General features: G+C 33.3%; 10 protein-coding genes. 8 read left to right on the top strand and 2 right to left on the bottom strand.

Features of this window, described 5'->3' with window-relative positions; genetic code table 11:
* Window positions 1-104 precede the first annotated feature (104 nt).
* Both E1J38_RS08850 and E1J38_RS08845 read left to right on the top strand, forming a co-directional pair.
* Window positions 105-6,221 (top strand): PKD domain-containing protein, encoded by a 6,117-nt coding sequence (locus E1J38_RS08850; RefSeq protein WP_133356696.1) that lies wholly within the window; start codon window positions 105-107, stop codon window positions 6,219-6,221.
* Between the two features lie 5 nt (window positions 6,222-6,226).
* Window positions 6,227-7,228 (top strand): PorP/SprF family type IX secretion system membrane protein, encoded by a 1,002-nt coding sequence (locus E1J38_RS08845; RefSeq protein ID WP_133356697.1) that lies wholly within the window; start codon window positions 6,227-6,229, stop codon window positions 7,226-7,228.
* Between the two features lie 120 nt (window positions 7,229-7,348).
* Here E1J38_RS08845 and E1J38_RS08840 read toward each other — a convergent pair whose 3' ends face one another.
* Window positions 7,349-9,373 carry a M1 family metallopeptidase gene (locus E1J38_RS08840; RefSeq protein ID WP_133356698.1) on the bottom strand — a complete coding sequence of 675 codons (2,025 nt, stop codon included), beginning with the start codon at window positions 9,371-9,373 and terminating at the stop codon, window positions 7,349-7,351.
* 69 nt (window positions 9,374-9,442) lie between these two features.
* On the opposite strand from E1J38_RS08840, the gene recG reads away from it, so the two are divergent.
* Entirely contained in the window at window positions 9,443-11,551 is a 2,109-nt protein-coding gene (recG, locus tag E1J38_RS08835; RefSeq protein ID WP_133356699.1) for an ATP-dependent DNA helicase RecG, read from the top strand.
* A gap of 222 nt (window positions 11,552-11,773) precedes the next feature.
* On the top strand, window positions 11,774-13,942 hold the full coding sequence (locus tag E1J38_RS08830; RefSeq protein ID WP_133356784.1) for an endonuclease MutS2: 2,169 nt from the start codon (window positions 11,774-11,776) through the stop codon (window positions 13,940-13,942).
* Between the two features lie 74 nt (window positions 13,943-14,016).
* Here E1J38_RS08830 and E1J38_RS08825 read toward each other — a convergent pair whose 3' ends face one another.
* A complete protein-coding gene (locus E1J38_RS08825; protein WP_133356700.1) occupies window positions 14,017-15,615 on the bottom strand; it encodes a thiol-activated cytolysin family protein in 1,599 nt (532 codons plus the stop codon).
* A 307-nt stretch (window positions 15,616-15,922) separates the two neighbouring features.
* Between E1J38_RS08825 and E1J38_RS08820 the strand changes: the two genes are divergently transcribed.
* From E1J38_RS08820 to E1J38_RS08805, 4 genes are all read left to right on the top strand, one after another.
* Window positions 15,923-17,818: a tetratricopeptide repeat protein gene (locus tag E1J38_RS08820; protein ID WP_133356701.1), complete on the top strand. Its 1,896-nt coding sequence runs from the start codon at window positions 15,923-15,925 to the stop codon at window positions 17,816-17,818.
* A gap of 17 nt (window positions 17,819-17,835) precedes the next feature.
* The gene (locus E1J38_RS08815) at window positions 17,836-18,255 is read left to right on the top strand and encodes a thiol-disulfide oxidoreductase DCC family protein (protein WP_133356702.1); all 420 of its coding nucleotides are present in this window, start codon (window positions 17,836-17,838) and stop codon (window positions 18,253-18,255) included.
* Between the two features lie 121 nt (window positions 18,256-18,376).
* Complete coding sequence (locus E1J38_RS08810) at window positions 18,377-20,347, top strand: DUF4139 domain-containing protein (protein WP_133356703.1); 1,971 nt, start codon at window positions 18,377-18,379, stop codon at window positions 20,345-20,347.
* A gap of 290 nt (window positions 20,348-20,637) precedes the next feature.
* A complete protein-coding gene (locus E1J38_RS08805; protein WP_133356704.1) occupies window positions 20,638-21,264 on the top strand; it encodes a Crp/Fnr family transcriptional regulator in 627 nt (208 codons plus the stop codon).

The following is a 21,264-nucleotide window of genomic DNA, read 5'->3' as shown; positions in this document are numbered from 1 at the left end:
AATAATGGGTATTTTAAGGGTAAAACTCATGTTAATATATATTAAATTGGGTGAACTAAAAAAGAATCTATATTTTAGTTTCGCTATTAACCCATTTTTTATTTATGCTGAAGAAATTTTTTCTTGTTGCATTATTCTCGTTTTTAATAATTGCATCGTTTTTAAGTTTAGACTTATTAAATTCCCATAGTTCAAAGATTAATAAAAGTCAATATTTAATTGTTAAAAATATTGAGTCTCGATTAGAGTTACCCCCCTCAGCTTCTGTGTCTGGAAATACCCAAGTATGTATTAATAGTTCTCCTAACCCTGAAATTACTTTTACAGGCTCGGGAGGAAATGCGCCTTATACATTTACATATACAATAAACAATGGTGCAAATCAAACAATATCTACTGTAGGGAATAATAATTCCGTTAGTATATCGGTTAGTACTAATACTGTTGGCGAGTTTGTTTATAAACTCGTTTCTGTTATAGATGATGACAATGAAACCTCTACTGAAAATGGCACCGCTACAGTAGTTGTTAGCGAACCAAGTGTTGATTTCACATTTACCAATAATGGAGCTTGTTCTGATACTAGCGTAAATTTTACGTCTAACATTACTGGCAATGGCCCATATACTTATAGTTGGAATTTTGGTGATGGAGAAACCTCTTCGAGCTCAAACCCTTCGCATGTCTTTGAATCGCTTGGTTGCGCCACACAATTATACAGCGTTGTACTTACTGTTACAGATGATTATGGATGTTCTAACTCTGTAACTAAGCAAGTTTCGGTTAGACAAAAACCAAATTTATCTTTCTATGACGTTACTGCGAGACAAAATTTCACTGCCCAATTTGATAACTGTGGAAACAACACAACAGATCCATCGTATACTGTTACTGTTGGTAACGAATCTAGTTCAACATCTTGTATTTCTAGTTATAATATAGATTGGGGCGATGGCAGTCCTATTGAAACTGGTGTTACATTTCCTGCCACACATACCTATTCCCAATTAGGTTCTTTTAATATGGAAATTACGGGACTAGGTACAGATTGCGACAACACAGTCACCTATTTAATTAAAAATTCAAGCAACCCTACAGGAGCTATTGTTAACCCAGGAAATACAGTTAATTTATGCATACCTGTAGCTCCAATAGAATTTGCTATAGGTTCTTGGGGAAGCAATCCTCCAGACACCTTTTATTTTGTTAATTATGGAGATGGAACTGTAGAAACTTATACGCAGGCAGATCTTGAGAGCTCAGTATATTATAACGCTTCAGACCCTAGTAGCTCTCAAAATTTCCCAATACCACATACTTACACAGAATCTAATTGCCCTAATAGCAGTTACACTGTATACTTAGATATTATAACTTCTTGTGGCGCTTCAAATTTAACTGCTGGCCCAATCATTATTCTTAAACAACCCGAAGTTTCGTTTGATACTCCAGATAATGGTTGCCAAAATATTGCTATTCAGTTTGATAATACTACTGTACAGGGGTATAATCAAAATTGTAATACAGATGAAGGTTTCTTTTGGGATTTTGGAGACGGGAACACATCTACTTTAAGGGATCCACAGCATACCTACACAGCATCTGGAACATATACCGTTTCATTATATGCTCAAAATTTTTGTGGAACTACCGAAACCGTAACAAAAGATATTTGTATAGAACCAGAACTAACCGCTAGTTTCACCCTAGACTCTAATAACGGATGCTCTACACTTAGCGTTCAAACCACCAATACTACAGACTTAAGTGAAAGTTGTGGAGACGAAACCTACCTATGGGAAGTTAGTTATACAAGTGGATTCTGTGGAACAATACCAGAAGTTTGGAACTTCACTAATGGAACAGATGAAATCTCTGCTGCGCCTTCAATCGACTTTGTTACAGCAGGGACTTACACATTAACCTTAACCACAACAAACTCATGTGGGTCAAGTATGGCTTCAGAAATTATAGAAGTTAAACAGCCACCTTCTGTAGCTATAAATCCTATTGCAGATTTTTGTGGTAGCGCCACATTTGTACCAACTTCAACTGTAGATAATTGCGCGCCGAATACAGAAATTGTAACTTATAATTGGAGTTTTCCTGGGGGCTCACCCGCATCTACTAACACATTAGATCCTGGAACAATAACTTATAATACCCCGGGAGATTATCAAGTCACTTTTAGTGTTACTACAAGTTGTGGCACCACTACCGATACTGAAGATTTTACTATACATGAAATTCCAGTTATTACTAATACCAATTTAACTCAAACTATATGCTCTGGAACCGAAACAGACGAAGTTAATTTAACATCAACGCTTAGCGGCACTACCTATACGTGGACAGCTACGGCACCAGCGGGAGTTTCAGGATATACCACTAGTGGAAATACCGATACAATTCCTATTCAAACCATATTTAATTCTAACACAACATCAGAAGACGTTACTTTTGTAATCACACCTACTGTTGGCAACTGTTCTGGAACACCCGTAAATTTAGTAATTACAGTTGACCCAGCTCCAGAATTTATTAATCATCCATTATCAGAGTCAATTTGTGATGGTGGCACTATTACCCCGCTTTCGGTATCTGTAAATGGACCTGGCACTCCAACTTATCAGTGGTATCGTAATACAGTAAACGATAATAGTAGCGGAACAGCTATTTCGGGAGAAACAAATGCTACTTTTACACCTCTAAATAGTCCTGTTGGTGTTACCTATTATTATGTTATTGCATCTTTTACTTCAGGTGCTGGTTGTAATGAAATTGTATCAAATGTTGCTCAAATAGAAATTGTTAGTGGTATACAAATAGATGGTGAACCCATTTCAACTCAAAATATTTGTGTAGACGGAATTGTTAACACCTCTTTAAATGCTATACATTCTGGCGGCACAGGCACTGTTAGTTATCAGTGGTATTCAAATACTACTAGTTCTAATATGGGAGGTACAGCCATTTCTGGAGCAACATCTATTAGTTACACACCTCCTGCTTTTTCTGTCCCTGGAAACTATTATTTTTATGTTGAAATTTCTATAAACGGTAGTGGTTGTGGGGTTGTTACTAGTGAAGTTTCCGAAGTTATCGTAGTTAACGACCCTACCATTAGCACACAACCCATTGTTTCTCAAGAATTGTGTCAAGGAACTACACCTCAAGATTTAGAAGTTATTCCATCTGGTGGCATAGGTAGCACATATAGCTATCAGTGGTACAGTAATACGGTAAATAGTAATGTAGGTGGTACGCCAATTTCTGGAACAACAAACAGCACATTTACACCACCAACAAATACTGTTGGTACATTTTATTATTATATTGTGGTTACACAACCAGACCCAGGCTGTAGTGTAATAAGTAATGTTTCTGAACTTATTGTTAATCCAGCTCCAAACTTTACCAGCCAGCCTATTTCTGAAACTATTTGCTTTGGAAATACTTTTAACACACTAACTGTTTCATATAGTGATGGTGTAGGCACCCCAACATACCAGTGGTATAGTAATACTATAAACGACAACACCTCTGGAACTGCAATTTCTGGAGCAACTAATCCAAATTACACGCCGCCATCTGCAACCGTTGGAACCGTGTATTATTATGCTATTATTACGTTTTCGTCTGGGGGATGTACTCAAATAACATCATTAGTTTCCGAAAATACAGTTGATGATACACCAGGCATTAGTGATAAATCGGATATTATTTGTAGCGGAAACCCATTCAATATTATACCAGATAATTCAGGGGGCGACAATACCCCTGCAGGCACCACTTACACATGGACTAATCCAGTAGTTAATCCTTCGGGTACTATTACAGGTGCTTCACAAGAAACCGTTCCTCAAGCAACTATTAGTCAAACTTTAACCAACACAACTACAAATCCAGCTACGGTTACCTATACCGTAACCCCCGTTTCTGGTATTTGTACTGGGTTAGATTTTGAAGTTATAATAACCGTTAATCCTTCAATTAGTATTACACAAAGTGTAGCAAATAGTACTTGTTATCTTGGAAATAATGGATCTATTGAAATTGAAATATCTGGAGGTGTTCCTTTTACCACAGGAACCCCATACCAAATTACTTGGAATGGTCCTAATGGCTATACAAGTTCAGATGAAGACATTTTTAATTTAGCTCCTGGAAATTATTCGTTAACACTAATTGATGATGGCGGCTGCCCTTTTACACAGGCATTCACTATTACAGAACCAGATGAATTAATATTCAATTCAGTTGATTTTGATCCTGAAACCATTTCTTGTTTTGGTGCTAACGATGGATCTATCGGTATCGATATTTCAGGCGGTACACCTCCTTATCAATATAGCTGGACAAGAGACGGACTTGCATATAATACTTCAGAAGACATCTCAAACCTTGGATCTGGAGATTATGAGGTTACAGTAACAGACGCCAACAATTGCCCTCCCATTATTCAAAACTTTTTAATTGTAGAACCTGATGAGTTAGATATTAGTCTAGTAAACCAATTAGATGTTATTTGCTTTGGAGATGCCACTGGAGAAATTAATGTGTCGGTAACTGGTGGACGCCTTTTTGAAATAAGCTCTGGTGTTTTTGATTATAATTATAATTGGACAGGACCTAATGGTTTTACAAGTACCAACCAGAATCTAACAGGATTAATCGCTGGAACTTACACCCTTACAGTAACAGATAGATCTAATTGTACAGACACCTTAGAAGTTATACTCAACCAAACAGATGAAATTATTATCGATTACACAGCAACAGAAATTGAATGCTATGGAAACAACAATGCTTCTATAACCATAAATAATATTTCTGGAGGCAATGCGCCATACTCGGTTAGTTGGAGCAACTTTGGATCTGGAATGACACAAACTAACCTTTCCCCAGGCACTTATGTTATTACCGTAACCGATAATACAAATTGTGTTAAACAGGCAACTATTGTAATTGATGATGCACCTTTATTTAGAATTACACCTCAAGTAGAACACGTATCTTGTTTCGGAGCAAATGATGCAAGAATTGTTCTAAACCTCGAAGGTGGTATTGATCCTGTAAACTTGGTATGGGACGACGACCCAACAGCTGGAGTAGAACGCAACAATATTGGTCCAGGCACTTATACAGTTACAATAACCGATGGACAACCCTGTGAAATAATTGAAACTTTTGAAATCACAGAACCTACTGAATTGATGCTTTCTGGCAATTCACAAGATGCCTTAGATTGCGATGATGCCAACAGCGGTAATATTAATTTGATAGTTACAGGCGGCACTCTGCCTTTAAGCTATTATTGGTCCAATGGAGCTGCTTCCGAAGATTTAAACAATATCCCACCAGGGAATTACACCGTAAATGTTATAGATGCTAATGGGTGTGAGGTCTCTGGTGAGTTCATTATTAATAGATTCGTTCCTATAGAAATTGATGTAGATGTTGTTACAGATTTAAATTGCGAAACCAGAGTCGTTAACCAATCTTTTGTAGCACAACCTAGTGGAGGTGTTCCCCCATACCAAATTTTGTGGTCTAGCGGAACTATTAGCGGAGCAAATAATGAAGTTATGGAAACATCAATTAGTGGTCTTGTGCTTCTTGAAGTTACTGACAGCGTTGGCTGTACATCAAGCATTTCCTATAATGTAGACATTCCTGAATTAGGAGACGCCAATTTTAATATCAATTCACAAATGTATGATACCTACGGATTTTATTCCATTCAAGATCCTATTCAATTTACAAACACCTCTTATGGTGATTATGTAAGTGTTTCTTGGGATTTTGGTGATGGCACTTTTTCACAAGAAGAGAATCCTAAGCATATCTACAACACTGTGGGCACTTATACCGTAACACAAACTGTAATTTATCCATTTGATTGTGTTTACACACAAACAATTATAGTTAATGTAGAATTGGGTTATAAAATTATTATCCCAAATGCATTCACTCCAAATGATGATACTCTTAACGATAATTTTATGCCTTCTGTCCTTGCATTAAACAACTTAGAGTTTAACATTTATGACACTTGGGGCAGTTTAATTCATTCTGAAAAAGGAGACAGTTTAAAAGGTTGGAATGGGCAAATTAAGGATACTAATGCAGAGAACGGCAACTATTACTATACTTTTTCGGGAGATACCTTTTACGGTGAAACCATTACATCTAAAGGCGCTTTTGTATTAATTAAATAAAACTAATGAAGATAAAATTATATATTTCTATTGCTATCTTTAGTTGTTTCTTTAGTATTAAAGGAGCTGCTCAAGACCCAATATTTTCACAGTATTTTCAAGTTCCAGAGACTTTAAATCCTGCGTTTTCTGGTTTTGAAAACGCATCCTACTTTGGACTTATTCACAGAACCCAATGGCCAAATTTGGATTTGCGCGTAAATACCGATTACGTTTTTTTTAATACTTGGGTAGAACATGTAGGCGGTTTGGGGTTTAGCATACTAAATCAGCATGAAAGTAATACAAAATACAACCATTTACAAGGCAATATAAACTATGCTTACCATGTAAGACTATCTAATGATTGGTATTTTAGACCTGCTTTAGAAATTGGGTTTGGTACAAAATCGTTTAATTTTAGAAATATATTATTATCAGATCAAATAAATATTAATAGTGGCACTATAAATCCTGTTTCTACAGATGTATTTGCTCTTAACGCCAATAGAAACATTACTTTTTTCGATTTCACAGCAGGATTCGTATTCGACAAAAAAAACACTAATAATGATACAGATTTATGGCTAGGCGCAGTTATAAAACACTTAAATACACCTAATATTTCTTTTGTTGAAAATGGCCATACCCCATTAGATATATTTTACTCCATACATGCCAGTTACAAGTTTCCTTATTATGATTATAATGACATTATGTTTTCTGCCAATTATATGCAGCAAGGCGCATATAATAGGTTAGATCTTACCTCTATGTTAAAATTGGAAAAACTATTTTTAGGAGCAACAGCAGTTACAAACCCTGCTAAAAACAGCAATAACAGTCATTTATTAACATCTATAAATGCATTTGCAGGATTGGAGTTTGAACGTTTACGCTTTGGGTTTTCTTACGATTTTAACACATCTGGAATTGGTAGAACTGATGGTGTTTACGAACTATCTATTACTTATTTGGCAGACTGTTTAATATGTAGAAGCCCTACAAATAACGAACGACGGAAATAACCTTTTGTCACCCTGTACTGTTAGACTGAGCGCAGTCGAAGTCTTGTTTCAAGGACTTGTAAAATTATTTTCTATGTGATGTAGATTCAGAAATAAATTGAAAATGACAAGTCTGCGGCTTTATAACCTCTCTAAAAGCGACTTCGCAAACTTTTTAAACCGCCAATTATGATGATTGCTAGCTTGTATTAAATTCTCTTTACAAATATCATTACACGCTTGTATTTGATTTAAATATTGAAAAGCATTTTGACGGACTTCAAACCCATATTTTGAAGCTGTATAATCTACTAACTCATTAAAATATTGTTTCTTACTTTCTACCTCATAATCTTCGGTTATCAAAGCTAAAGTCAACCAAAGCATCTCTACATTTTTATCGCTAAAACCAACAACCCCCTTAGTCTGGTTAAGGTATTTTTCTCTATCCTTTGGAAAATTTCGCCATAAATTAAACAAGGCGGCTTCAATAGTTATATAGGATTTATCGTTTAAGAGGGATTCGTAATCAGCTTTCAAGTTCAAAGGTATGTCTGTTAAATTTTGAGCAATGGCTTGACGTACTTTGAGGTCTTTTGAGTTGAAACCTTTTTTATATATACTATAACCTTCAACTAATTTCATCAAATTTTTAGAAAAAATAAGTCTTTTTATTTCAAAATATTTGGCTATATCATAAAAGCGATTTATTGTAACATCTGGTGCATGTGATGAAAAAAGTAATTCGTTTTCTAATGCATCTAAATTAGAAATAACTCTTGATTCTTTTTTTAACACATCATAACATTTAGAATAATTAAAACTATCATCTTTCAGCCAAACCGCTACAAAGTCATCCAAATGTTGTCCACTAGCCTTCTCTACTTCACTTATAAAATCATCAGTCTCTACATTTTTAAATTGATGTTTTATTAAATAGTTTTTAACCGCCTCTCTAAATGCTTTATCGCCTACATTATTTCTTAGCATGTGCAAGACCCACGCACCTTTTTTATAAAAGGTTGTGCTACTAGATTTTGGATTTAACAAAGAAGTGCTTTGTCCTGCCTTATCTTGCTCTAACAATTCTTGAGCGTATTCATACAATCTCCAATAGTAATAATCTTCTCCAAAGACATCTTTTTCGGCCAATAAAGCATAATAGGTTGCAAAACCTTCTTGTAACCAATGGTGTGTTCCTGAAACTTCAGTAACCAAATCACCAAACCATTGATGCGCTAGTTCATGCGCATTAATGTTTACAAAATTCTTATCAACAAAAGCAATGGAGTCAACCACAAAACTATCGGAATAAAGATTTAAGGTAGTGTTTTCCATTCCAGCATATAAAAAGTCCTTAACAGGCACCATTTTATAGTTTTGCCATGGATAAGGTACACCGATTTCTTCTTCCAGAAAATCGAACATTTGTTTGGTGTAACGATATGTAGGCTCCAGTTTTAGTGAATCCTCTGGGTAATAGTACATTTCTAAAGGAATGCCGCTTTTAGAGTATTCAACCTTTTTATCATATTTCCCAATAGCTAAAGCCACCAAATAACTAGACATAGGTTTTTGCATATCGTAATGCCAAGTGATTGTGGAATCGTTGAATTGTTTATTTGTTAAGTTGCCATTGGCGATTACTTCATAATCTTTATCAAATCTTATTGACAAATCAAACTCTATCTTATCGTTCATATCATCAATACTAGGCAACCAATTGCTGGTGTATTTGCCTTGGCCTTGAGTCCAAATTTGCTTATTACCGTTTTCATAATCCCAATCGATAAAGTAAAGCGCTTTTTTTGGTAAAGCAGAATAATTCAAATGCAACTCAAAAACTTGTCCTTTTTTGAATTTATTATAAACTATAATCTGTTTTGAGTTGTTTAAATATTTTAAATTGGCATATTCAACATGTACGTGCGGTCTAGCTTCTAACAGTTGAATTTCTTTTAATTCAATATTTTGAGCGTCCAAATAAATAGAGTCAATATCTTTTAAAATTTCTAACTCATAGACCATATTACCACCAATCCCTTTACTATCAGTATCAACCATTAATTTACTGACTTTAGCCCTTTTAAAATCCACATAATGCGTTTGTTGCGGAAAACAAAAGTTAACTGCAAGAACCAATAAAATGAATAGTCTAAATTTCATAAGGTGAATATAGCAAACTTTAGTCCAAAATGCCATTTGTAATTATCTCAAAAGAATTATTTTAGTTTCATGAATACCGCTTTTTTACAAACGCCCATAGACTACTTAAAAGGTGTTGGCCCAAACAGAGCCGATTTACTTCGGAAAGAGCTAAATATTCATACCTACCAAGATTTATTAAATCTATTTCCCAATCGTTATATAGATCGCACGCGCTATTACAAAATCAATCAAATTCAACAGAGTAATGCCGAAATACAGGTAGTTGGTAAAATAACTGGTTTTAAAGAAGTAGCTCAAAAACGTGGTAAACGCTTGGTTGCCACGTTTCAAGATGACACAGGAACTATGGAATTGGTTTGGTTTAGAGGCCAAAAGTGGATTAGGGAAAGTTTAAAACTCAATACACTTTACGTCATTTTTGGAAAAACCAATTGGTTTAATGGCAAATTTAGCATGCCGCACCCCGATATTGAAACCACCGATGAGCATAAAAAAAGTTTAAGCTCTGGAATCCAACCTATTTATCCCTCTACTGAAAAACTATCAAATAAAGGCATAAGCAACCGTGTGGTTAGTAAAATTGTGCAACAACTCTTTTTAGAGACTAAAGGAAATTTCTCTGAAACACTATCACCTTTTTTACTTTCAGAATTAAAATTGATATCTAAAAGTGAAGCACTTCTAAACATTCATTTTCCTAAAAATCAAGAGCTACTCTCAAAAGCCCAATTTAGATTGAAATTTGAAGAGTTATTTTATATCCAATTGCAATTAATTTTGAAAAACTTAATTCATAAATCTAAAATTAAAGGACATACGTTTGATACAGTTGGTAATTATTTTAACACCTTTTTTAATGAGCATTTACCCTTTAATTTAACCAATGCTCAGAAACGTGTTTTAAAAGAAATTAGATATGATTTAGGAAGTCATGCGCAAATGAATCGTCTTTTACAGGGCGATGTAGGTTCTGGAAAGACTATAGTAGCGTTTATGTCAATGTTAATGGCGCTTGACAATGGGTTTCAGACTTGTTTGATGGCTCCGACTGAAATTTTGTCAGTTCAACACTACAACGGTTTATATGAATGGTGTAAAAAACTGAATATCAGTATAGAAATACTAACAGGATCAACTAAAGCTTCAATTAGGAAAGAAATTTACAAATCTTTAGAGAGTGGCAATTTACAGATACTCATCGGCACTCATGCCTTGCTTGAAGATAAGGTGAAATTCAAAAATTTAGGACTTGCCATTATTGACGAACAACATCGGTTTGGTGTTGCTCAAAGAAGTAAATTGTGGCATAAAAGCTCTCAAAGCCCTCCTCACATTCTAGTCATGACCGCCACCCCTATACCACGCACGCTAGCCATGTCTGTCTATGGTGATTTAGATATCTCCATCATTGATGAATTACCCCCTGGTAGAAAATTGATTAAAACCGTTCACCGTTATGATAAAAACCGCCTTAATGTGTTTCGATTTATAAAAGATGAAATAAAAAAAGGAAGACAGATTTATATTGTGTATCCACTAATCAAGGAAAGTGAAACCATGGATTACAAAGACTTGTTGGACGGTTATGAAAGTATTTCAAGAGACTTTCCTATGCCAGAATACCAAATCTCCATTGTTCATGGTAAGATGAAGCCCGCAGATAAAGATTACGAAATGCAACGCTTTATTAAAGGCGAAACGCAAATCATGGTTGCCACAACCGTTATTGAGGTTGGAGTTAATGTGCCAAATGCTTCTGTAATGATAATAGAAAGCGCTGAACGTTTTGGTTTATCACAATTACATCAATTACGTGGCCGTGTGGGACGGGGTGCTGAACAAAGCTATTGTATTTTAATGACAGGTCATAAATTAACAAACGACAGTAAAACTCGTTTGGAAACTATGGTTAAAACTAATGATGGTTTTGAGATAGCAGAAGCAGATTTAAAACTTCGGGGCCCTGGTGATATTATGGGCACCCAACAAAGTGGTGTTTTAAATCTTAGGATAGCAGACATAGTAAAAGACAAAGATGTTCTGCAGCAAGCTAGATATTACACCAAAAAAGTTTTAAAAGCAGATTCAACCCTTTCTAAAACAGAAAACCAAAGCATTCTAAATACTTATAAAGCCCTTTCAAAATACAAAAACATCTGGAACTATATTAGTTAAAAAAAAGCCCAATCAAAATTTATGATTGGACTCTGAACGTAACTGTTTGTAGTTTGATTAATGTTGTATTTCATTACACAAGTTAAACACTAACAAATGCATATACGTTAGAATTTTGTTAAAGAATTATGCAGCTATGTTAATTAACATTTATTAAGAAGCCTTTAACATTGCAAACATCTACAGATTATGTTTAAATTTGCTAGCCTTATGAAAAATAGGATGATTAATATTCACAATAAAACATTAGAAGATTTAGAGTTTTATACCGTTTTAGAACAGGTAAGTGAATATTGTATTACGCCTTTAGGAAACGAAAGCGCTTTACAAATTACCCCTTTTAAAAATCAAAAGGATATTTTAGATTCTCTTGCACTAACTAATGAATATTTAGCATCATTTGAGAATGATAATCACATACCCGGTCATCGTTTTGAAATCATAAACAAAGAATTAAAGTTAATAGCTATAGAAAACACATACTTAGAGGTTTACAGTTTAAAAAAAATAGTTTCAATATCATCCACAACCAACGAGATTGTTCGTTTTTTAGAGAAGTTTAAGGAATACTATCCACAACTAAATACGTTTGCCTCAAATATTGAAGTGACCAATGAGATCATACAAAAAATTGATACCATTATTGATAGATTTGGAGATATAAAAAACAATGCCTCAGATTTACTATATCAACTTAGACAATCCATTAATCTGGTAAAAGGAAAAATAAATCAAAGTTTTGCTACAGCTTTAAACATGTATCACAACCAGGATTTTTTAGATGATATTAGAGAAACTGTTGTAGAAAACAGGCGTGTACTTGCTGTTAAGGCCATGTATAGAAAGAAAGTTCGAGGTTCTATAATGGGCAGTAGCAAAACGGGTAGTATTGTTTATATTGAACCAGAGACCACCTTACAACACAGTAGAGAACTCAGCAATTTAGAATATGAGGAGAAAGAAGAAATTATCAGGATTTTAAAAGAGGTCACCAATGATATCCGTCCGTTTAAAACTCTTTTAAAAGACTCACAAGATTTTTTGACTGCCATAGACGTTATTTCTGCTAAAGCTAAATACGCGCGTTCAATGGACGCTATACTTCCTGAAATAACTCAAGAACGCACGATGTTTTTTCGCGATGCCTACCATCCGCTACTCTATTTAACCAATGTACAAAAGCGCGAAAAAACATTTCCACAAACTATAGAGTTGAAACAAGATAGTAGGATTATAGTTATTTCTGGGCCCAATGCAGGTGGAAAAAGTATTACGCTTAAAACTATTGGTTTGTTACAGGTTATGTTACAAAGTGGTATGCTTATTCCAGTTCACGAACGCAGTAAAGCATGCTTTTTTGATAGAATTTTAAGTGATATTGGTGATAACCAGTCTATTGAAAACCATTTAAGTACCTATAGCTATAGGTTGAAGCAAATGAACTATTTTCTAAAAAAGTGTAACCGCAATACCTTATTCTTAATTGATGAATTTGGAACCGGTAGTGATCCTGAACTTGGTGGCGCCTTGGCCGAAACTTTTTTAGAAGAATTTTATCATCGTGAAGCCTTCGGAATCATTACTACGCATTACTCTAATTTAAAGATATTGGCTACAGAATTGCCTGATATGACGAATGCCAATATGTTATTTAACGAACGGAACTTGGAACCCATGTTTAAATTGGTTGTGGGACAAGCAGGAAGTAGTTTTACTTTTGAGGTAGCCCAAAAGAATGGTATTCCTTATAGTTTAATAAATAGAGCTAAAAAGAAAATTGAACGCAGCAAAGTAAGATTTGATGCTACCATTGCGAAACTTCAAAAAGAACGTTCTAGGTTAGAAAAAACAGGACAATCACTCAAACTAAATGAAAAGAAAAAAAGTGAAGAAGCTGATAAATTAGAAGAAATCAATGCTAAAATCCAAAAAAAGCTAGAGAGTTACCAAGAATTATATGATAGCAATCAGCGTTTAATCTACCTAGGCCAAAAAGTAAACGATCTTGCTGAAAAATACTTTAATAATAAACAGAAACGTGAGTTAATGAATGAACTTTTTAAACTAGTTCAAATAGAGAACTCTAAACGCAAACGCGTTTCTGCTAAACAGAAAAAAGTTGAAAAAGCCAAAGAAACAAAGGTTAAACAAGAGGTTGAAAAGAAAGTAGAAGTGATTAGAAAAAAGAAAAAAGAAGAAAAAGCCCTAAAAGCGCAACAACCCCCCAAACCCAAACCTATTTTAAAAATTGGAGACCGCGTAAGAATAGAAGACGGACGTTCTATAGGCACCATTGATAAAATTGAAAAAAACAAAGCCATTGTTAACTACGGTATGTTTACAACCAACGTTAGCATAGAGCAACTGGAGTTGGTTGAAGCCAAAAAATAACAGCCAGCATCAAGTTGTTGAATCTACAACTTTAGACGCCAGCTGCTTTGATTAATAGCAAAACTAATTGTTATTTAATAAACTCTCCAAACATAGAAATAGGTACGCATATCAACATCAGGGTCTTCGGTTAAAAGTAATCTAATATAATCGTCATCACCATCACCATCCTTATCTTTGCCATTTTGAACATCTTTTAAAAAGATAGTGCGCTCCGTTTTCCCTAAGTAGTCATTTGAACCAATGGAGTCATCTTCGGTAAATTCAGCCGAAAGAAACACGTAATCAGTTTCTAAGTCAGGCATATACAATTCAACCTCTCTAATTTCATCACCTGATGGAATGGCCCAAAATTGACCTTCATTGGGTTTAATATAATCATTTGAGGTACGGGTATAAGATACAGACCCCTTTTTCACACCATCTTGATAAATAGCCGCTTGCATATTACCACGTAAACTAAGGTTGTCATTAAATTCTTTATTATCATAAAGATTTAAACCGTAAAGTTGAATACCAAATTTGTGGTAAGCTTCATAACAAGTTCTAATATTATATTCACTAGAAAGCACTACGTTTGCCACTGGAAATCCTTTTCTTATATATCTCAAAGTATACCCTAGCGGCGCTCCTGGAGAGTCAATAGAATACTCTCCGCCTTCGGTAATATACTCATAAACGCCTTGCGGACCTGAAACTACTTTTGCAGCATCTCCAGACGAGCCACCAACTACTAATGCTTTTACTGTAGAACTATTCCAAAAACTCTGATGCTCGCCGTTAACACCAGCATTACCCCCATTAAATGCCGCGTTAAAGGCTGCTTGCGTATCTGTAAATTTTGAGTTTGTTTCTACAGTATAAATTAACATACGCCCATATTTAACTGAGGACACAATCACTGGGCTTGTACTATCTAAATTAGGTGTAGATGCAAATAATTTCCCAGGGTTTTCACTATCTTCAATAGTTAAGTCAATGGTGTAATACACCTGTAAATATTTAATGACGTATTTGTATTTCTTTTCAGAACTACTAAAATTAAATGACCCAGACACACTATTTTTACCTTTGGTGTAACTAGCTCCCAAAGCAATACTTAGATGTTCTTCGGAATATACTTCTTCTGTAGTAAAATTAACCTTAGCTGAAGCAGACCCTGTAATGCCTTGTTGTAGCATATCTTTTACACCTGTTCTTACGGTATTCACATTAGGGTTTTCAATATATGCTGAAGGTTTTCCATTTAAGTTTTCTAAAGAAACTGACAAAGTAATGGGAGCTCTATTACCTGTAATACCAATATACTCTCCTGTTGGAATAGATTCACCTTTAAGCATAGCGCCAGGATAAATAACATCGCTAGTGGGATCTAAAAGTATCATTTCGCTAAAGCCCGGTGCCATTTTATATTTGTTTACAACACACTCGTTTTTTTGACCTTCACGTTCTTTTGTTACCTCTTCAATAAATTCTTCTTCTGATACATCTGGTTGCTCAAAATTGCTTAAGCTTGCCAAATATGCGTTAACTTCGTTTAAAGTTTCTCCAGAAACTTGCTGGTTACCATCTTCTTTTACACTTTCGGTACTACATCCGTTACATAAAAGTAAAATAGTTGCAAATACCAATAAATATATTATTGGTTTCAATGTTAATAGCTGTGTTTTCATAATTTCTAATTTTTTGTGATTCAACAAGTCAAAACTAGATACCAATGAAACTAAAATCTAATTTTTGGCATGGACAAAGTATGGACATCTTTTAATAAAAACACACAAACACCCTATGGACATGAACAAATCATAAAAACTCAATACACTATTTAAACAATTGATTAACAATGTTTTAAATAATTTTTTGTTTGAATACAATTTTGAAATCAATAGATTTTTTATGGACAAGTAATTTTTACCAACTAGACCTTCTTGAATTTAGAAAGAATATTATATCTATCTTAGATGAACAAAACACCAACACATGAAACGTAATTTTTTATTCTTTTTGCTGGTAATTTTTATTTGTAATTCAGCAATTACTCAAAATCAAAAATATATTGACAGTTTAAAAAATGAACTAAAAAACAGAAAGGAAGATGATTCCATTAAGGTTGTAATTTTGACAATGCTTCATGAAAACCTTATGTTTTCAAATCCAGAAGAAGCCAGAAATTATGCAATGCAAGAACTGAATATTTATAAAAAAAATGGTTTAGAATTAGCATACGGCCTAGGCAATTTACATTTAGGTGATTACTTTTATAATAAAACAAAAAATGATAGCGCCAAATACTACTACAAGATTGCAAAACAATCCTTTTTAAAAAATAAGAAAACAAGAGGTTTGATTTTCGTAAACTACACTCTAGCTGAAATATATAAAACAGAAGGAGAATATCATAAAGCTCTAAAAATTTTTAATGAAAGCTTAGATGAGATAAATAAACATATTAAGGAACCATATTATAAAAAACAATTTAATGGAGGCTCTTATTTAGCAATTGGGTCATGCTATTTGGAAAAAGGAGATTTGAATTTAGCTTTAACAAATTCATTAAAAGCTAAGGATCTATTCGAAAAAATTAACGATGGTCCAAGATTGGGGGATGCTTTAAGACAGATTGGTCATATAGAAAGGCAATTAGAACATTTAAAATCCTCCTTAGACTACTATCTAAAGGCTTTAAAAATTTATAATTCATTTAATGATATTATATATGTAATAAATACTACTGGTGATATCGGACGTGTGTATAAGGAATTAGGTGAATTAAAAAATGCTGAAAACTATCTATTAAAGGCAATTGACTTATCAAAAGAACACAATATTAATTCAACTTTAGCTAGTGCTTTACATGATTTGGGTCATATTTATATGATAAGACAGAATTATACTTTGGCTAGAAAAGTATTAAAAAAATCTAGAACAATATCAGAAAAAGAAAACATGAATATAGCAATAATTCAAGCTTATGAAGCTCTTTCTAAAATTGACTATTATGAAAATGACTTTCATAAAGCGCTCAGTAAAATTGATTATGCCATTTCAATTACAAAAAAATCAGGAGCTATTTTAAGCTTAAGTGATCTATATGATTTTAAATCTACCATTTTAGAATCACTTAATAGAAATAAAGAATCAATTAAATTTTTAAAAGCATCGCAAAGAATCAATGACAGCATTCTTTCAATAAAAAAAATACAGCAAATAGAAGAATTAAAAACCATCTACGAAACCGAAAAAAAAGAAGCTCAAATAGCTTTACAAAATGAAGAAATTAAAACCTTAAATATTCAAGCTAAAAACGATAAGCTCACTAAAACCCTTTATGGTACAGGCATGATTTCTTTTATAGTCATTGCCGGATTATTATTTTTTGGTTTTAAACAACGTATTAAGAAAAACAAAATAGAACGTGAAAAACAAGAGGAAATATACAAACAGGAAATTGCCTTTAAGAAGAAAGAATTAGCAAGTCAGACCTTGCATTTAGTACAAAAAAATACGTTTATACAAGAGTTAAAAGAAAACTTAGAAAAGATTAAACAGTCGCCAGAGTTATTTAAAATTGAATTTAGGCGATTGGTCATGCTACTAAAAAAAGAAAGTGCCGAGGATAAAGATTGGGAAGTTTTCAAATCTTATTTTTCTGAAGTACACAATAACTTTGACAACAAACTTAAAACAGTTTATGCTGATATTACCGAAAAAGAAATACGATTGGCTTCATTTTTACGCATGAATCTATCTACAAAAGAAATAGCATCTATGTTAAATGTGCTACCTGAAAGTGTTTTGAAAAGTAAATATCGCCTTAAAAAGAAACTAAATCTGGATAAAGAAACCGATTTAAACGCTTTTTTAAATAGTCTTTAAAGCTATATATTTACTTTATGAAACTAGAGGTCCCAAATAATAAAAAACTTATCCTGTTTGACGGTGTTTGCAACCTTTGCAACAGTTCTGTGCAATATGTTATTAAACACGATAAAAACAATGTTTTTTTATTTACACCACTGCAAAGCCAAGTTGGACAAAGCATCATAAAACATTACACCATTGATACCAACAGAATAGATTCCATTCTGCTATATACCCCAGAACAAGGTATCACTTACAAATCTACAGCCGCTTTAAAAATTGCCAAATACCTAGGGTTTCCAAGAAACCTTGCTGTTATCTTTTTCATCATCCCAACCTTTCTGCGTAATTGGGTGTATGACTTCATTGCCAAAAACCGCTATAAATGGTATGGTAAAAAAGAGGCTTGTATGATACCTACTCCTGAATTAAGAAGTAAGTTTTTAGATTGATTTTTTTCTAAAAACTAATTTAAAAGCGGTATTCACTTTGTAACAAATACCATTTACTCATTTTATATATTAATTGCAATAGTATGATCGTAGTTTTACTTCAAACTAAAGGTCTGTCATCATGAAAAAATTAGTATTATTACTGGTATTTAATAGCTATTTCTCTTTTGCGAATACCACAAATCAAACACCATCTACAATAAAAGAAGTTACTATTTATGTAAATGGCGCTCAAATTACCCGAACCGCAAAAATTACTTTAAATTCTGGAACTGGGGAGTTTATTTTTAAAAAGCTCTCTCCTAAAATACAAGAAAATAGCATTCAGATTTCAGGATTAAATCAAGCTTCTATTTTATCAATCAACTATGGTATAAACCACATTAACAAACAAGATAGAGCAGAAAACATTACAGAATTTCGAGATAAGATAGATGAATTAAATTATGCTATTCAGCTTGAAGACAATTTAATAGCTGGATACGAAGAAGAATTAGAAATCATCCAAAATAACAGACAGTTAGGGAACGAAAATCAAGTAGTGAATCTTGATAAACTTCAACAATTTACCAACTATTACAGAAAGCGAGTTACAGAAATAAGGGGACTGATATACAAATCATTAAAAAAGAAGCGTCATCTTGATAATCAAATAAAAGAAATTAATCAGCAGCTTGTAGAATTAAATGTTGAAGAAAAAATTGAAACGGGTGAAATAACGGTAAAATTAAATTCTGAAATTACGCAGCAATTAAATCTTATCATTAAGTATAATGTTACTGATACTGGTTGGTTTCCGGTTTACGATTTAAAAGCTGATAAAATCAACTCACCTTTACAACTAAACTACAAAGCGCACATCTATCAAAAAACAGGAAGCAACTGGGAAAACGTAAAATTGATACTTTCCACTGGAGACCCCAACACAAATAACATAAAACCAGACCTAAAACCCAAGTATTTGAATTTTATAAGTCGTTATTCAAATTACAATTCTGCTAGCGCTACTAAAAACTACAATTATAAATACAATCCGTTTGTAAAAACGGTAAGTGGCATTATTACAGATGAAAGTGGTTCTCCTTTACCTGGAGCTAATGTATTGGTTAAAGGCACTAGTAATGGTGTGGTTACAGACTTTGATGGAAATTTTAACATTGATGTTAGTAATGGTAAGGAATTAGAGATTTCCTTTTTAGGATATAACACAGAAACAATTCCAATTCATTCAACTAATATCAACCTAAGTATGAAAGAAACATTAGAAATGCTTGATGAAGTTGTTGTAATGTGCTATGGAACAAAAAAGGAAAGAGATGTCACAGGAGCTGTTTCATCTATTAACTTAGGGGGTGTATCAAGTGCTCTTCAAGGTCAAGCTTCAGGAATAGCAATACGTGGTATCTCAAGCAGAGGTTACTCCTCATCAAACTATAAAAGTAAAAAGGAAGTTAAAACAAACTACGGAGATATTATTGAAGAAGGCATTACAAACAGACGGTTTGAAATAAAAAAGACTTACTCTATTCCTTCTGATGGTGATTTAACAGTAATCAATATAGACAACTTTCAAGTTGCTGCGCAATATTCATATTATGCTGCTCCTGTAGTTAATGAAAATGTTTTTTTGACTGCCAAAATAGGCGATTGGGAACAGTATAATTTATTACCAGGAGAAGCTAATGTTTATTTTGAAGGAAGCTACTCTGGAAAAACCAATATCAATCCGCAAGCAACTACAGATAGCTTAACGGTATCATTAGGTATTGATCCTAATGTGGTTGTAAAACGAAACACTTTAAATAACTTTAAAAAGGCTGCCTTACTTGGTAGTAATAAAACCTTAAGCAAAGCTTTTGAAATTGAAGTAAAAAACAACAAGGCTTCAACAATAAGTTTAATACTCATGGATAGAATTCCAGTAAGCCAAAATAAAGACATTAAAATTGATGATATAGATTCTGGAACTTCTGAATATGACTCTAAAAAAGGCCTTTTAAAATGGAATCTAAAACTACTATCACATACCTCTGAAAATCTCAAACTTTCATATTCTGTAAAATATCCAAAATATAAACGCGTAAATTTATAACACCAAAGCCTCAGTTATTGAGGCTTTAGCTTAAGTTTTTTAAATCAAAACTATAACAAGAAACCATTAAAAATACGGTGCTAAGAAGGAGCTTATATGATACCTACTCCTGAGTTACAAAATAAGTTTTTAGAATAATTAACTTTTTATTGTTTGCAACTTTTCTCTCAAAAGAAGTTATACATATTGTCTTTTAAGCGTTTAAAACCTAACTTCGCTTATCTGATTGTAATCATCATTAAAACGGAATTTATAATCTAGTTGTGTGTAACCTAGCAAAAAAACCTAAAATGGAGTTTGACAAAAGAATATTGTCTTTTTTAAAACCTGATTTAGTTGAAAAAATACTGCAAAAATCTAGTATTAAGGAATTCCCAAAAGGAACTGAAATTTTAAGGGAACAACAGTATGTTAAAGTGTTACCCATTGTTATTAATGGCCTAATAAAGGTATATTCTAGATTTGATGAGAAAGAATTGTTGCTATACTATATAGAATCAGCTCAAAGTTGCGTAATGACTTTTTATGCCGCTTTAAAAAACACACCAAGTAAAGTATTTGCAAAAACGGAAGAAGATTCAATTGTTCTTTTATTGCCTGTTAATCTATTACCAAATTGGCTAAAAGAATACCCAGAGTTCAACGAACTTTTCTATAATCAGTTTAATCTAAGATATTCAGAGCTTCTAGATACAATAGGTAGCTTGTTATTAGACAAAATGGATAAAAGACTTTATGACCATTTGAAAAAGAAAACAGAATTAAGTCTTAGTAATTCAATTAAAATGAGTCATACCCAAATAGCAAATGAATTAGGAACTGCTCGTGAAGTGATTTCGAGAGTTTTGAAAAAGCTTGAAACAGATGGAAAAGTTTTACAAAAATCAGGTGAAATAAGAATTATTGGCCAATGGTGA

This window comes from Seonamhaeicola sediminis (genome assembly GCF_004358095.2).
Lineage (GTDB): Bacteria > Bacteroidota > Bacteroidia > Flavobacteriales > Flavobacteriaceae > Seonamhaeicola > Seonamhaeicola sediminis.
Note: the sequence above shows the minus strand (reverse complement) of the source record. Positions and strands in the feature narration are given on the sequence as shown.